Origin of the sequence: Micromonospora noduli, from assembly GCF_003264365.1 — a bacterium.
GTDB lineage: Bacteria > Actinomycetota > Actinomycetes > Mycobacteriales > Micromonosporaceae > Micromonospora > Micromonospora noduli.
In genome coordinates, this window is record NZ_PYAK01000020.1 from 1 (window position 1) to 14,004 (window position 14,004).

12 protein-coding genes and 1 riboswitch are annotated in these 14,004 nt (G+C 71.8%); of the genes, 6 read left to right on the top strand and 6 right to left on the bottom strand.

Features of this window, described 5'->3' with window-relative positions; translation table 11 throughout:
• Positions 1 to 440 precede the first annotated feature (440 nt).
• Positions 441 to 1,406: a sugar phosphate isomerase/epimerase family protein gene (locus GUI43_RS16895; protein WP_112699231.1), complete on the top strand. Its 966-nt coding sequence runs from the start codon at positions 441 to 443 to the stop codon at positions 1,404 to 1,406.
• 23 nt (positions 1,407 to 1,429) lie between these two features.
• The gene (locus GUI43_RS16900; protein ID WP_112699232.1) at positions 1,430 to 3,529 is read left to right on the top strand and encodes a PQQ-dependent sugar dehydrogenase; all 2,100 of its coding nucleotides are present in this window, start codon (positions 1,430 to 1,432) and stop codon (positions 3,527 to 3,529) included.
• 118 nt (positions 3,530 to 3,647) lie between these two features.
• Here GUI43_RS16900 and GUI43_RS16905 read toward each other — a convergent pair whose 3' ends face one another.
• The 4 genes from GUI43_RS16905 to pdhA form a co-directional block, all read right to left on the bottom strand.
• Entirely contained in the window at positions 3,648 to 5,327 is a 1,680-nt protein-coding gene (locus tag GUI43_RS16905) for a right-handed parallel beta-helix repeat-containing protein (protein ID WP_112699267.1), read from the bottom strand.
• A gap of 163 nt (positions 5,328 to 5,490) precedes the next feature.
• On the bottom strand, positions 5,491 to 6,861 hold the full coding sequence (locus GUI43_RS16910) for a dihydrolipoamide acetyltransferase family protein (protein WP_112699233.1): 1,371 nt from the start codon (positions 6,859 to 6,861) through the stop codon (positions 5,491 to 5,493).
• On the bottom strand, positions 6,846 to 7,850 hold the full coding sequence (locus GUI43_RS16915; RefSeq protein ID WP_181539337.1) for an alpha-ketoacid dehydrogenase subunit beta: 1,005 nt from the start codon (positions 7,848 to 7,850) through the stop codon (positions 6,846 to 6,848). Before GUI43_RS16915 ends, GUI43_RS16910 begins: the two co-directional genes overlap by 16 nt.
• Positions 7,847 to 9,013, bottom strand: a complete 1,167-nt coding sequence (gene pdhA, locus GUI43_RS16920; RefSeq protein WP_428842218.1) for a pyruvate dehydrogenase (acetyl-transferring) E1 component subunit alpha — start codon at positions 9,011 to 9,013, stop codon at positions 7,847 to 7,849. The genes GUI43_RS16915 and pdhA overlap by 4 nt, the downstream gene beginning before the upstream one ends.
• Positions 9,014 to 9,118: 105 nt before the next feature.
• Here pdhA and GUI43_RS16925 point away from each other — a divergent pair, with 105 nt between their 5' ends.
• A complete protein-coding gene (locus GUI43_RS16925) occupies positions 9,119 to 9,625 on the top strand; it encodes an Lrp/AsnC family transcriptional regulator (RefSeq protein WP_091397703.1) in 507 nt (168 codons plus the stop codon).
• A gap of 9 nt (positions 9,626 to 9,634) precedes the next feature.
• On the opposite strand, the gene GUI43_RS16930 is transcribed toward GUI43_RS16925, so the two are convergent.
• On the bottom strand, positions 9,635 to 10,657 hold the full coding sequence (locus tag GUI43_RS16930) for a DNA polymerase domain-containing protein (RefSeq protein WP_211326713.1): 1,023 nt from the start codon (positions 10,655 to 10,657) through the stop codon (positions 9,635 to 9,637).
• A gap of 58 nt (positions 10,658 to 10,715) precedes the next feature.
• On the opposite strand from GUI43_RS16930, the gene GUI43_RS16935 reads away from it, so the two are divergent.
• From GUI43_RS16935 to GUI43_RS16945, 3 genes are all read left to right on the top strand, one after another.
• On the top strand, positions 10,716 to 11,447 hold the full coding sequence (locus tag GUI43_RS16935; protein WP_112699234.1) for a histidine phosphatase family protein: 732 nt from the start codon (positions 10,716 to 10,718) through the stop codon (positions 11,445 to 11,447).
• Positions 11,431 to 12,300 (top strand): NAD(P)H-hydrate dehydratase, encoded by an 870-nt coding sequence (locus tag GUI43_RS16940; protein WP_112699235.1) that lies wholly within the window; start codon positions 11,431 to 11,433, stop codon positions 12,298 to 12,300. Before GUI43_RS16935 ends, GUI43_RS16940 begins: the two co-directional genes overlap by 17 nt.
• Before the next feature lie 79 nt (positions 12,301 to 12,379).
• The gene (locus GUI43_RS16945) at positions 12,380 to 12,880 is read left to right on the top strand and encodes a hemerythrin domain-containing protein (protein WP_091397687.1); all 501 of its coding nucleotides are present in this window, start codon (positions 12,380 to 12,382) and stop codon (positions 12,878 to 12,880) included.
• 60 nt (positions 12,881 to 12,940) lie between these two features.
• Here the strand turns inward: GUI43_RS16945 and GUI43_RS16950 are convergent, their stop codons facing one another.
• Positions 12,941 to 13,747, bottom strand: coding sequence for an SDR family NAD(P)-dependent oxidoreductase (locus GUI43_RS16950; RefSeq protein WP_112699236.1), 807 nt, complete (start codon positions 13,745 to 13,747; stop codon positions 12,941 to 12,943).
• 149 nt (positions 13,748 to 13,896) lie between these two features.
• Positions 13,897 to 13,986: riboswitch (ZMP/ZTP riboswitch) on the top strand.
• Positions 13,987 to 14,004: the final 18 nt, after the last annotated feature.

Below are 14,004 nucleotides of genomic sequence, written 5' to 3' on the forward strand. Positions count from 1 at the left end.
CAGGAAACACCGCCCCGATGACCGAAACCCCTTGATCACCGGCGCGGTCGAAAGCGGGGTGGGCCGGGGCGGGCGGGCGGGGCGGGCGGGCCGCGCGGCGTGGTGGGCACGGGAAGTAGAAGGTCAGGCCGGGTGGCGCACCTCGTGGGCGGACTTTTGTCAGTTGAAGCGAAACTTCCGGCGAACGCGACAAAGCTTTGCCTTCGTCCGGGGGCAAGGGTAAGGTCTCGATCTAGATAGAGGGTTGCCCATTCGTCGATCAACTTGCCGCCACCTCTGCCGGGTCGCCGCGTTCCGCTCCCGATGGGTCCGGGCCGCACCCGCGCCGTCCCTCACCGTCCAGCCGGAGCCCGCCTCCGGCCGGTTCGGCGCGCCCGGCGGACGGCAGTCAGGTCGACCGCCGCCGACGGCGTACCAGCCGTCAGGAAGGGACCACCACCATGGATCAACAACTCAACCGACCGGAGCCGACGCCGGCGTCCGAGCCGGTCAGCCGGCGTGGAGTGCTGCGCGCCGCGACCGTCTCCGCGGCCGCTGTCGGCGCCGCCGGTCTGCTCGGCGGCACCGCCGTCGCCGCGCCCGCCGCATCCACCGGGCAGGCCCAGGGCCGCCGCCGGGTGCCAGTGGACCGGATCAGCATTCAGCTCTACACGCTGCGCGATCAGCTCGCCGCCGACCTGCCCGGCACCTTGGACGCGCTGCGTCGGATCGGCTACCGGCGAGTGGAGCACGCCGGTTTCGTCGGACGCACCGCCGCGCAGTTCCGGGCCGCGCTCGACGAGGCCGGGCTGCGTTCCACCTCCGGGCACGTCGGCATCCCGCAGCCGTTCGACGCCGCCATCTGGGAGCAGGCTCTCGCCGACGCCAACGTGGTGGGCTGCAAGAAGATCGTCCACCCGTACTTCGGTCGGGACGCGAGCGGCCAGCCGATCCGGGACCCCGCGGTCTACCGGGCCCTGGCTCGGGACCTGAACCGTGCCGGCAGGCTCGCCGAACGCGCGGGGCTCGACTTCGGCTACCACAACCACCAGCTCGAGTTCGTGCCGCTGACCGGCGGCTCGACCGGGTTCGACATCCTCAGCTCGCAGACCGATTCCCGGCTGGTCCACTTCGAGCTCGACCTCTACTGGACCTGGCGGGGCGCCCACGACCCGGTCGACGTGATCCGGGCCAACCGCGGTCGGATCCGCCAGGTGCACGTCAAGGACCTCGACGTCGAGGGTGGTTTCGCCGACCTCGGCGACGGCGTCATCGACTTCGGCCGCATCTTCGCCCACGAGCGGGAGGCCGGCATCGAGGAGTACATCGTGGAGCGTGACGATGCGGGCACCGCGCCGCGCTCCCCCGCCGACGCCCTGGACACCGCTCGCGTCGGCTTCGACTATCTCGCTTCACTTCGGTACTGAAACCACCCCGGGGGACTCACCTGATGAACAGGACCGCATTCGCGTCCGCCCTGCTGCTGGTGACGGCCGGTCTGGTCGTACCACCGTCGGCAGTGTCCGCAGCGCCGGCCGCGCCGCCGGACAGCAGCTTCCAGAAAGTGACACTGAACGACTTCCCGGGCGAGCCGATGAGCCTCGCCGTCCTGCCCGACCTGCGGGTGCTGCACACCTCCCGCACCGGTGAGGTCCGCATCCACGACCCGCGCACCGGGCTGAACACCCTCGCCGCCGACATCCCGGTGTACGAGCACGACGAGGAGGGGTTGCAGGGGGTCGCCATCGACCCGAACTTCGCCCAGAACAAGTGGGTGTACCTCTACTACTCGCCGCCGATGGACACTCCGGTGGACGACCCGGCGACCCCCGGTGTCAACGAGGGGGACGCGCCGGAGACCGGCACCGAGGCGGACTGGCAGCGGTTCAAGGGCGCGCTGCGGCTGTCCCGGTTCAAGCTGGACGGGATGAAGCTCAACCTCGCCAGCGAGCAGCAGATCATCGACGTGCCCACCGACCGGGGCATCTGCTGCCACGTCGGCGGCCAGATCGACTTCGACAGCAAGGGCAACCTGTACCTGTCGACCGGTGACGACACCAACCCGTTCGCCTCCGACGGCTACATCCCGATCGACGAGCGGGCCGACCGCCACCCGGCGTACGACGCCCAGCGCACCTCGGCCAACACCAACGACCTGCGCGGCAAGCTGCTGCGCATCAAGGTGAAGGCCGGTGGTGGTTACACGGTGCCGGCCGGCAACCTGTTCAAGCAGGGCACGGCGCAGACCCGCCCGGAGATCTACGCGATGGGGCTGCGCAACGCGTTCCGGTTCGCCGTCGACAGGCGTACCGACAACGTGTACGTCGGCGACTACTCGCCGGACGCCTCCAGCCCGGACCCGGAGCGCGGCCCGGCCGGTCACGGCCGGTGGATGCTCGTCGACAAGCCGGCGAACTACGGCTGGCCGTACTGCGTGACGCCGACGATCGCCTACCGCGACTACGACTTCGCCACCGGCGAGTCCGGCGCCAAGTTCAACTGCAAGCGCCCGGTCAACGACTCACCGCACAACACCGGCAAGCGCGTGCTGCCGCCGGTCGAGCAGCCGGAGGTCTGGTACGCGGCCGCCCCCTCGGCCGAGTTCCCGCAGCTGGGCACCGGCGGCATCTCTCCGATGGGTGGCCCGGCGTACGACTACGACGGAACCAGCACGTCGCGCACCCGCTGGCCGGCCTACTACGACGGGGTGCCGCTGTTCTACGAGTGGTCCCGCGACTACATCAAGGAGTTCCGCCTCGACGAGGACGGCGACGTGACGGACATCCGTCCGGTGGCGCCGTCGCTGGTGGTGGACAACCCGATGGACATGGAGTTCGGCCCGGACGGCGCGCTCTACGTGCTGGAGTACGGCGACGGTTACTTCGCCGAGAACCCGGACGCGCAGCTGTCCCGGATCGACTTCGTCCGGGGCAACCGGACGCCGATTCCGAAGATCAGTGGCACCCCGACCGTCGGGCAGGCCCCGCTGACCGTCGCGTTCTCCAGCGCCGGCACGACCGACCCGGACGGTGACAAGCTCAGCTACGCGTGGGACTTCAACGCGGACGGCTCGGTGGACAGCACCGCTCCGAACGCGAGCTGGACGTTCCCGGAGAACGGCTCGTACACGCCGACGCTGAAGGTCACCGACCGCACCGGACGGTCCGCCTCGGCGTCCCTGCCGCTGGTGGTCGGGCCGACCGCGCCGGTCGTCGAGTTCGTCGCCCCGGAGGCCGGGCAGCCGTTCCAGTTCGGGCAAACGGTCGCGTACGAGGTGAAGGTCACCGACGATCTGCCGGTGGACTGCTCCCGGGTGAAGGTCACCTACGTGCTCGGGCACGATGAGCATGGGCATCCGCTCTCCACCTCGACGGGTTGCTCCGGGACCATTCCCACCTTCCTGGACGGTGGGCACAGCGGCGCGGACAACCTGACCGCGGTGTTCGTCGCGGAGTACACCGACGCCCCGACGGACCCGGGCGTACCCCCGCAGTCCGCTTCGGCGACGGTGGTGCTGGACCCGACCCCGGTGGCCGGTCTGGCCGGCTGATCAGTTCAACCACGACAGTGGCGGCGGCCGGATCACTCCGGCCGCCGCCACACGTCGTTGAGCTCCGAGATCTCGCCGGCACCATCGCCCGGGCGTCCAGACGGCGGCCGGCGGCGGGTCAGCTCCAGTCGCTGTCCACGTGATTGTCCCGCCATCGTCCGCCCACCGGCGGGGTGTCCAGTCGCATCCCCTCGTCGGCGTTGCCGGCCAGGTCGTTGTCCTCGACCCGGCAGTCCACGCAACTGCCCCGCTCGGTGATCCACAGTCCGTGCGTCTGGGTCGGGTTGTCGTGGTTGTCCCAGACCCGATTTCCCCGGATGGTGGCCGAGTCGAACGGCGCGTCGATGGTGATGCCGGCCCGCAGCTTCGGCGCGGCGGCCAGTTCGTACCCGCATCCCGGCGGTGGCACGTCCCCGCTCCACGCGCTGAACGCGTCCGGGCGGACCGGGGCGAGGGTGAGTTCGTCGCCGGTGTTGGAGGCCACCGTGGCCACGGCCTTCCCGACCCGTAGGACCTTTCCCCGGTGCCCGTCGTGCGGCCAGTTGGCCGACCGGTCCACCAGGCACCGCTCGCTGTAGTGGACGGCGTCGCCGGTACCGCCGGTGCCCTCGCCGTACTGTCGTCCGTTGTTGCGGATCCGGTTGTTGAGCAGCACCGCGTCGGTCATCTGGTGGTCGATGCGGATCGCGTCGAGGCCGTTGCCCCAGAACTCGTTGCTCTCGATCACCACGTCCCGGATCGAGCCCCGGTAGCCGCGCCCGAGGTCGTGCGAGTGGTAGCCGTGCCGGCCGTTGCCGCTGATCCGGTTGCCCCGGACGGTGTACGGGCCGGGGCTGTTGCCGATGCTGACCCCGTCGCGCAAGTTGCCGTCGATGACGCAGTCGGTGAGCAGCCCACCCCGGCCGGCCACTGACGAGGTGCCCTGCGACGACACGTCGAAGCCGGCCTCCAGGTTGCCGGTCATCGTGCAGGCCGAGACGATCAGACCGTCGGCGCCCCAGTCGGAGATGCCGAACCGGTTGCCCTGACTGTGGCAGCCGACGATGCGGTAACCACGGGGCGGTTCCCAGTAGTCCTTCTGCAGCTCCAGGAAGATCCCGTTGGTGCCGTTGGCCAGGGCGGTGCAGTTGGCGATGGTCAGCCGCTCCACCGCTCCCCAGCCACCGATGCCGATCCCGATGCCGGCGCCGCCCATCTGCTCACCGTTGTCCAGTCGGCCACAGCCGACCACCACCACGCCGTCGATCAGGGAGTCCTGGAGGAAGTCGCAGCCCAGCCCGGTGGCGGCGGTGTGGTGGATGTAGAGGTTGCGGAAGACTCCCCGCACCACGTACTGGAGGCCGAGGCCCTTGGCCAGGTAGTTGTACTCGGCCATGGCGACGCCGGAGCCGTCGATCTGGAAGTCGGAGAAGGTGCAGTCGGCGATGTGCCGGTCCCGGTCGGCACCGTGCTGCACTGTGGTCCAGAACGCCAACGGGGTGGGGTCGGCCCGGTTGCCCTCGTTGCTGAGCATGAACCGGGTCGCCGCCGGGCCGGCCCCGATCAGCGAGACGCCGCTGCGCCACACCGTGCCCGCGTCCCGGATCGAGTAGATGCCCGGCGGGCAGTAGATGACCCGGGCCCGTCCGTCGGAGGCGTACCCGGCGCCGAGGCGGTCCACCAGGGCGGCCAGCGCCGGCTGGTCGTTGGTCGCGCCGTCACCGGTCAGCCCGTACTCCAGCGCGTCGCAGTACAGCGGCGCGCCGGCCGAGGCGGGCCGTCGTACCCGGACCGAGTTCAGTAGCAGCTCGTTCGCCACGGCCACGGGCGGGCTCCCTTCGACGCGTTCGGTGCGCTCCGGCGGGGCCGACTTCCCGGTGAGGCCGCCGGGAAACCCCGGCCCGATGACACCGCCGGGGAGTCCTTAGACGTGCGCCGGCCCCGGCGCCGCACGGGCGGCGCCGGGGCCGAGGGGGTACGCGTCAGACGGCGGCGATCAGCAGCGCCGGTCGCTCCACGCAGTCGGCGACGTGCCGCAGGAAGCCGCCGGCCACCCCGCCGTCGCAGACCCGGTGGTCGAAGGTGAGGCTGAGCTGGGTCACCTTGCGGACGGCGAGCTGCCCGTCGACCACCCACGGCTTGTCCACGATCCGCCCGACCCCGAGCAGGGCCGCCTCGGGGTGGTTGATGATCGGCGTGGAGCCGTCGACACCGAACACCCCGTAGTTGTTCAGCGTGAAGGTGCCACCGGTCAGCCGGGCCGGGGGCAGGCTGCCGGCCCGCGCGGCGGCGGTGGTCGCCGCCAGTTCGGCCGCCAGCTCGGCGGTGGTGAGCCGCTGGGCGTCGCGCAGCACCGGCACCAGGAGCCCCCGGTCGGTCTGCGCGGCGATGCCGAGGTGCACCCCGGCCGACTGGACGATGCGCTGCGCCTCGGTGTCGACCCGGGCGTTGAGCTGCGGGAACCGGCGCAGCCCGCTGAGGCAGATCCGGGCCAGCAGGGCCAGGATGCTCACCGGCGCGTCGGGCGTCGCGGCGTTGATCGCGGCGCGGGTCTCCAGCAGCCCGGTGGCGTCCACGTCGACCCAGATGGTCACCTCCGGGATCTCCCGCCGGCTGCGGGAGAGCTTGTCGGCGATCACCTTGCGGACGCCGGTCAGCGGGACGATGACGTCACCGTCACCGTCACCGAGCGGGGACGACCCGACCTGCGGGTCCGGCACGGCGGCGAGCCGGGCGGCGGGCGCGGTCAGCGCTGCCTCCACGTCGGCACGTCGGATCACACCCCCCGGTCCGGTGCCCCGCACCGTGTCGAGGTCGACGCCGTGCTCGCGGGCCAGCCGCCGCACGATCGGCGAGATGACCAGGGCGGCGGTAGGCGGTGCCGGGTCGCCGGAGGCGACACCGGCAGCCGCGCCGGTCGGGCCGTTCGGGCCGGTGTCGGACGGATCGGGGGCCACCGCCAGGCGGGGCCGACGCCGACGGCGGGTGGCGGTGCCGTGGCCGGTGCCGTACCCGATCAGCACGTTGCCGGAGCCGGCGCGTTCCTCCTCGCGGTAGGTGGCGTGCCCGGCGGGCTCGTCGCCCCCGTCCAGCGGCGCGATGGTGATCAGCGGCTGGCCGACCGGGCGTACCTCACCGGCCGCGCCGTGCAGGGTGACCACCCGCCCGGCGTACGGGCAGGGCACGTCGACGACGGCCTTGGCGGTTTCCACCTCGACCACGCTCTGGTCGACGGTGACCACGTCACCCACGGCGACCCGCCACTCGACGATCTCGGCCTCGCTCAGCCCCTCGCCCAGGTCGGGCAGGAGGAAGACCTGCGTCCGTTCGACGGTGGTCATGCCGCCGCCCAACGCGCGTCCGGCTGGTCGTCCCACTGGAGGCGGGCCACCGCGTCGAGCACCCGGTCCACGCCGGGCAGGTGGGTGTGCTCCAGCATCGGCGCCGGGTACGGGATGTCCAGTCCGGCGACCCGCAGCACCGGGGCGTGCAGCGCGTGGAAGCAACGCTCCTGCACCCGGGCGGCGATCTCCGCGCCGACGCCCGCGAAGCCGGGCGCCTCCTGGATCACCACGCACCGGCCGGTACGCCGGACCGAGGCGGTGATGGTCTCGTCGTCGAACGGCACGATGGTGCGCACGTCGACGACCTCGAGGTCCCACCCCTCCTCCCGGGCTGCCTCGGCGGCCTCCAACGCGACCGGCACCGCCGGCCCGTACGCCACAAGGGTGGCGTCGCGTCCGGGCCGGCGCACGACGGCCCGGCCGAACGGCTCGTTGCGGGTCGGCAGAGACGCCTCGGCGCTGGCGAAGTAGAGCTTCTTGGGCTCCATGAAGACCACCGGGTCGGGGTCCTCGATCGCCTCGCGCAGCAGCGAGTACGCGTCGTCGACGGTCGCCGGGGTGACCACCTTCAGCCCGGGGGTGTGCGCGTAGTACGCCTCGGACGAGTCGCAGTGGTGCTCGACCCCGCCGATCCCACCCGCGTACGGCACGCGGATGACGATCGGCACGCTCAGCGCGCCCCGGGTGCGGTTGCGCAGCTTCGCCACGTGCGAGGCGATCTGCTCGAACGCCGGGTACGCGAACGCGTCGAACTGCATCTCGACCACCGGGCGCAGGCCGGACATGGCCATGCCGACGGCGAAGCCGACGATGCCGGCTTCGGCGAGGGGGGTGTCGAAGCAGCGGTTCTCGCCGAAGCGGGCCTGGAGGCCGTCGGTGATCCGGAAGACGCCGCCGAGCGCGCCGACGTCCTCACCGAAGACGACGACCCGGTCGTCGGCGGCGAGCGCGTCGGCGAGCGCGGTGTTGAGCGCCTTCGCCATGGTGGTGGCCATCAGGCGTCACCCTCCTCGGCGTGGGCGGCGGCCAGCTCGGCGCGGACCTGCTCACGCTGTTCGATCAGTTGCGGGGTGGGCTCGGCGTAGACGTGGTCGAAGAGGCTCAGCGGGTCGACAGTGGGCTGCTCATTCATCCGGGTCCGCAGCTCCGCCGCGTACGCCTCGGCCTGCTCGGCGATCTCGGCGATCGCCGCGTCGTCGAGCACGCCGCGGGCGCGCAGGTAGGTCTCCAGCCGGGCGACCGGGTCCCGGTCGCGCCAGGCGTCGACCTCGGCGCCGTCGCGGTAGCGAGTGGCGTCGTCGGCGTTGGTGTGCGGCTCCATCCGGTAGGTGTGCGCCTCGACCAGGAAGGGCCCCTTGCCGGCCCGGGCGTGGGCGACCGCGCGGGTGAGCACGGCGAGCACCGCGACCGGGTCGTTGCCGTCGACCTGCTCGCTGGGTACGCCGTAGCCGACGCCCTTGTAGGCCAGCGACGGCGCGGCGGTCTGCCGCGACAGCGGGACGCTGATGGCGTACTTGTTGTTCTGCACGAAGTAGACCACCGGCGCCTTGAACACGGCGGCGAAGTTGATCCCCTCGTGGAAGTCGCCCTCGCTGGTGGCGCCGTCGCCGATGAAGGCCAGCGCCACGGTGTCGCGACCCTGGTACGCCTCGCCGTGCGCCAGCCCGGCGGCGTGCACGCACTGGGTGGCGAGGGGCGTGCACTGCGGGGCGGTGTGTACCTCGGTCGGGTCGTAGCCGCAGTGCCAGTCGCCGCGCAGCAGGGTGAGCACCTCGACCGGGTCGATGCCTCGGGCAACCAGCGCCATCGATTCGCGGTACGTGGGGAAGACCCAGTCGGTGTCGCGGACCGCGAGGACCGCGCCGACCTGGCACGCCTCCTGGCCCCGCGAGGACGGGTAGACGGCGAGCCGGCCCTGCTTTGTCAGGGCGGTCGCCTGGGTGTCGAAGCGGCGGCCGAGCACCATCCGGCGGTACAGCTCGCGCAGCACCTCGGCGGGTGGTTCGGGGTAGTCGGAGCGGGCGGGCAGCGGCGTGCCGTTCTCGGCGAGCAGGCGGACCGGCTCGGCGTCTGGCAGCAACGAGCGCGCCGGGTCGGGCGGGGTGACCGTTCGACGGGTGCGCGGGGATGCCCTGCGGACCGCCTGGGGAGTGGTCGTCACGGCGGAACCTCCTGGGACGTGTGGTGAGCCTATGCTTCCGCTTGTGGATGATTGACTCAAGATCGACACAGAAGGCGGGACGGTTGGCATGCGGAGGACCCATCAGTGAGCCAGGAGACCGCCGACGAAGCGAGCCGGGGCGCGGGAACGGGACGATCGGCCCGAGCCCTGGACGAGGTCGACCGGCGGATCCTCGACGAGCTGGTCCGCGACGGTCGGACGTCGGTGCGCACCCTCGCCGAACGGATCCACATCTCCCGCACCAACGCGTACGCGCGGGTGGAGCGGCTGCTGCGCGACGGGGTCATCACCGGGTTCCGGGCCCAGGTGGCGCCCGAGGCGGCCGGGCTGGGCACGTCGGCGTACATCGCCCTGACCATCGAGCAGAACACCTGGCGGGAGGTGTCGGCCGAGCTGGCCCGGGTGCGCTACATCGAGCACGCCGCGCTGCTCGGCGGTGACCACGACGTGCTCGCGCTGGTGCGCGCCCCGGACAACGCCGCGCTGCGCGACGTGGTGCTGGGCCGGGTGCAGAGCATTCCCGGGGTGTTGTCCACCCGCACCTGGCTGGTCTTCGAGGAGTTCGACGGGCTTGGCAGCCCCTGGGCGTGACCGCCGGGCTCAGCGCTCCGGCGGGGCCTCCAGCCCGTCGCGGTCGGCCAGCTCCAGCAGTGGTTCCAGCGAGTGCCGGTCACCGTCCAGGCCGGCGTGCGGGTCGCCGCGCTCGGCGAACCGGGCCGGCATGCTGAGCACGTCGAAGTCCTCCGGACGGACCTGGTCCAGCTCCGACCAGTCCAGCGGCGCGGAGACCAGCGCGGCCGGCGTCGGCCGGATCGAGTACGCCGAGGTCACTGTGTGGTCGCGGGCCATCTGGTTGTAGTCGACGAAGACCGGCCGGTCCCGTTGCTCGCGCCACCAGGTGGTGGTGACCAGGTCCGGCAGCCGGCGCTGCATCTCCCGACCCAGCGCGAGCACCGCCCGACGGCAGTCACCGAAGCTCCACCGCGGCTCGATCGACAGGTAGACGTGCAGCCCCCGGCCGCCGGTGGTCTTCGGGTAGCCGGTCATGCCCAGCTCGGCGAGGAACGCCCGCACCTCGTGCGCCACCGGCACCACCTGCTCGAAGCCGACGCCGGGCATCGGGTCCAGGTCGATGCGCAGCTGGTCGGGGCGTTCCACGTCGGCGGCGGTGACCGGCCACGGGTGGAACCGCAGGGTACCCAGGTTGGCAGCCCAGATGACCACGGCCAACTCACTGGGCGCGACCTCGTCGGCGGTACGGCCACTGGGGAAGGTGATGTGCGCGGTCCGCACCCACTCGGGCGCGCCGGCCGGCAACCGCTTCTGGTAGAACGCGTCGCCCCGGTTGGTCTGCCGGGTGGCGATCGTCGCGCCCTCGAAGACACCGCGCGGCCAGCGTTCCAGCATGGTCGGCCGATCCCGCAGCGCGCGCAGGATGCCGTCACCCACAGCCAGGAAGTAGCGGACCACGTCCAGCTTGGTCAGCCCACGCTCGGGAAAGTACGGCTTGTCGGGGCTGGAGACGCGGACCAGCCGCTCCCCCACCTGGATCTCCTCCGCCGCCGTGGCCACGCCACCGAGGGTACGACGTGCGCCCACGTCGGACGCCAACCGAGCGGACATCGGCAGGGCGGATCACCGGACACGGTTACCGTCGGCGGTGCCCGGGTAGGGGGGCCGCATGGCGGAACTGGCAACCCTCTGGATCGTCCGACACGGCGAGAGCACCGCGAACGTCGCGGCGACGCACGCCGAGGCGTCGGGCGCAGAGCTGATCGACCTCACCCACCGCGACGCCGACGTGCCGCTCTCCGCGACGGGCGAGGAGCAGGCTCGGGCGACCGGCCGTTGGCTGGCCGAGCTGCCGGACGCGAAGCGCCCGGACGTGGCGGTGGTCTCGCCGTACCTGCGCGCGGTGCAGACCTCGCGGCTTGCGCTGGCCGGCACCGACATTCCCGTCCACCGCGACGAGCGGCTGCGCGACCGGGAGCTGGGCATCCTCGACGGGCTGACCGGGCACGGGGTGCGCCGGCGGTACCCGGACGAGGCCGACCGCCGGGAGCGGTTGGGCAAGTTCTACTACCGGCCGCCGGGCGGGGAGTCCTGGACGGACGTGGCGTTGCGGCTGCGGACCCTGCTGGGCGACCTGCGCCGCGACCACGAGGGGTGCCGGGTGCTGCTCTTCGGCCACGACGCGCTGGTCTTCCTGCTTCGCTATCTGGTGGAGGGATTGACCGAGGACGAGCTGATGGCGCTCACCCGGCAGGACGTGATCGCCAACTGTTCGATCACCGAGTGGTCGGCCGACGACGAGGACCGCCTGGCCCTCACCGCCTTCAACGATGTCGCGCACCTGCGTCAGCAGGGCGCCCAGCCGACCAGGGAGGACGAGATCCATGCCGAGCCGGTCTGAGGTGAGGGTGATCACCCCGGCGTTGCTGCGGGACTGGGCGCTGCCGGTGCCGGTCGGTGGAAAGGAGAGCCGGGGCACCGTGCTGGTGGTCGGCGGTTCCCGCTTCACGCCGGGCGCGGTGCTGCTCGCCGGGGTGGCCGCGTTGCGCGCCGGTGCCGGGGTGCTCCAACTGGCCGCCGCCGAGTCCACCGCCGCCGCGCTGAGCATCCAGGTGCCCGAGGCGCTGGTGATCGGGTTGCCGGAGACCCCCGACGGCGCAGTGGCCGCCGACCGGGACGGCCAGCTCGGCGACCTGGTCACGCAGGCCGACGTGGTGGCGGTCGGCCCCGGCCTGAAGGCGATCGACGAGACCAACCGCCTGCTGAGCCTGGTCCTGGAGGCCGCCCGTCCGGACACGTCACTGGTGCTCGACGCGTACGCCCTCGGTGCGCTCAGCCACGCACCGGACCTGCTGGTCGGCTCGGGTCGGCCCGTGGTGCTCACCCCCAACGTCACCGAGGCCGGGCACCTGCTCGGACGGGACCCGGGCGACGACCTGGACGCCGAGGCGGCCGAGTTGGCCGCGCGGTACGAGGCGGTCGTGTCGCTGTACGGGCACGTGGCCGCCCCGGACGGTCGGGGTTGGCGGGAGGAGAGCGGCGACGCCGGGCTGGGCACCTCCGGCAGCGGGGACGTGCTCGCCGGGTTGCTGGCGGGCCTGCTGTCGCGGGGTGCCGACCCTGCGCAGGCGGCCTGCTGGGGCTCGTTCGCGCACTCGGTGAGCGGCCAGCGGCTGATCCCCCGCTACGGCCGGATCGGCTTTCTGGCTCGGGAGTTGCTCGACGAGATCCCCCGCACCCTGGCGATGGTCTGAGGCGGTTTCACCTGTTTCCGCATTCGGCGTCGGGGTACCGGAACCCCACCAGCCGACACTTTTCAGGGAGGTCATAGCGGTGTCGACCGATGCCATCGTCCTGCTCAAAGAGGACCACAAGGAAATGCGTCGCCTGTTCAAGGCCTTCCAGGACGCCGAGGAGGGGCCGGCGAGCCAGCGGCAGAAGCTGGTGGACCAGATCCTGGAGGCACTGACCGTGCACACCTACCTGGAGAACGAGGTGATGTATCCGGAGGTCCGCCGGCTGCTGCCCGACCTGGAGGACGACATCCTCGAGTCGTACGAGGAGCACCACGTCGCCGATGTGCTCTGCGCCGAGCTGGCCAGCATGAACGCCGACGACGAGCGGTTCAACGCCAAGACGACGGTGCTGATCGAGAACGTCACCCACCACGTCGAGGAGGAAGAGCAGGAGTGGTTCCCCAAGGTCCGCGACGCGCTGGGCCGCAAGCAGCTCCAGGAGATCGGCGAGAAGATGATCGCGCTGCGCGCGGACGCGCCGCGTACCCCCACCGCGCCGAAGGCGATCAAGAAGGCGCTCGATGCGGTGACGGCCTGAGGCACCCGCTCACACCGAAGGGCCCGGCATCACGCCGGGCCCTTCGTCGTGCACCGCGGGTCAGCTGCCGGATCCCGGCTCGGCCATCCGGCGGTGCTGCTCGGACTTGAGCTTGTCCGGAATGATCTTGCCGGCGGCGGTCTGCACCTTGTTCATCAGCGAGCCGGCGGTGATCGTCTGATCACCCCTCATCATCGCCTCGAAGCCCTGCTCGGCGACCTTCGCCGGGTCGTCCTTCTTTCCCGAGCCCACCCGGGTGTCCTCCATGTCGGCCCGGTCGAAGAACTCCGTGTCGGTCGGCCCGGGCATCAGCGAGGTCACAGTGACGCCGGTGTCCTTCAGCTCGTTGCGCAGCGCCTCGGCGAAGGACTGCACGAACGACTTCGACGCGTTGTAGACCGCCTGGAACGGCCCCGGCATGGTGGAGGCGATCGACGAGGTGAAGAGGACCCGGCCCGTGCCCCGCTCGACCATCCCGGGCAGCAGCCGCTTCGCCAGGTGCACCGTCGAGCGCACGTTGAGGTCGACGATCTCCAACTCGTCAGCGAGGTCGGTGCCGCCGACGAAGGCGCCACCGGCGCCCCGACCGGCGTTGAGCGCCAGCGCGTCCAGCGGCCGTCCGGTCGCGGTGACGGCGGCCACCAGTTCCGTCACGCCCTGCTCGCGGGCCAGGTCGACGCGGACCGACCAGATCTGCGGGCCGCCGTCGCGGCGCAGTTTCTGCGCGGCCGTCTCGATGCCGTCGTCCTCGGCCGCGATGACCAGGTCGAAGCCGTGCTCGACGAACTGCGCCGCCAGCTCGTACCCGATCCCGCTGGAGGCTCCGGTCACCAGGGCGAGCGGCCGGTCGGAGGTGGGTGTGGTCATGTTCTCGACTCCTTCTGTGCGAACCCTGGCCGCACCCGTGACGGTGCGGTGGTCACCTACCGTGTGCCCCGCGACGCATCGCCCAATCACGTCGGCGGGGTCGCCTCCCGGAGGGCGGCCCGAACGGCCGGTTCCGGCCCGGTAGGATCCTCTCGGGCCGTTACTGGCGCGTGGGGATGGAGAACCATCGGGGAGCGGCCTCGTCACGTGGACGTTTGCCGAGCGCCTGGGCCTTCCCGCACGTCTGTTGGAGGTCG

Bases quoted from the DNA above. Each gene is read 5' to 3' on its own strand.
- GUI43_RS16940 (WP_112699235.1), top strand. From the start codon at position 11,431: ATGCCGAGCCGGTCTGAGGTGAGGGTGATCACCCCGGCGTTGCTGCGG.
- GUI43_RS16930 (WP_211326713.1), bottom strand. From the start codon at position 10,657: ATGTCCGCTCGGTTGGCGTCCGACGTGGGCGCACGTCGTACCCTCGGT.
- GUI43_RS16895 (WP_112699231.1), top strand. From the start codon at position 441: ATGGATCAACAACTCAACCGACCGGAGCCGACGCCGGCGTCCGAGCCG.
- GUI43_RS16935 (WP_112699234.1), top strand. From the start codon at position 10,716: ATGGCGGAACTGGCAACCCTCTGGATCGTCCGACACGGCGAGAGCACC.
- GUI43_RS16950 (WP_112699236.1), bottom strand. From the start codon at position 13,747: ATGACCACACCCACCTCCGACCGGCCGCTCGCCCTGGTGACCGGAGCC.
- GUI43_RS16900 (WP_112699232.1), top strand. From the start codon at position 1,430: ATGAACAGGACCGCATTCGCGTCCGCCCTGCTGCTGGTGACGGCCGGT.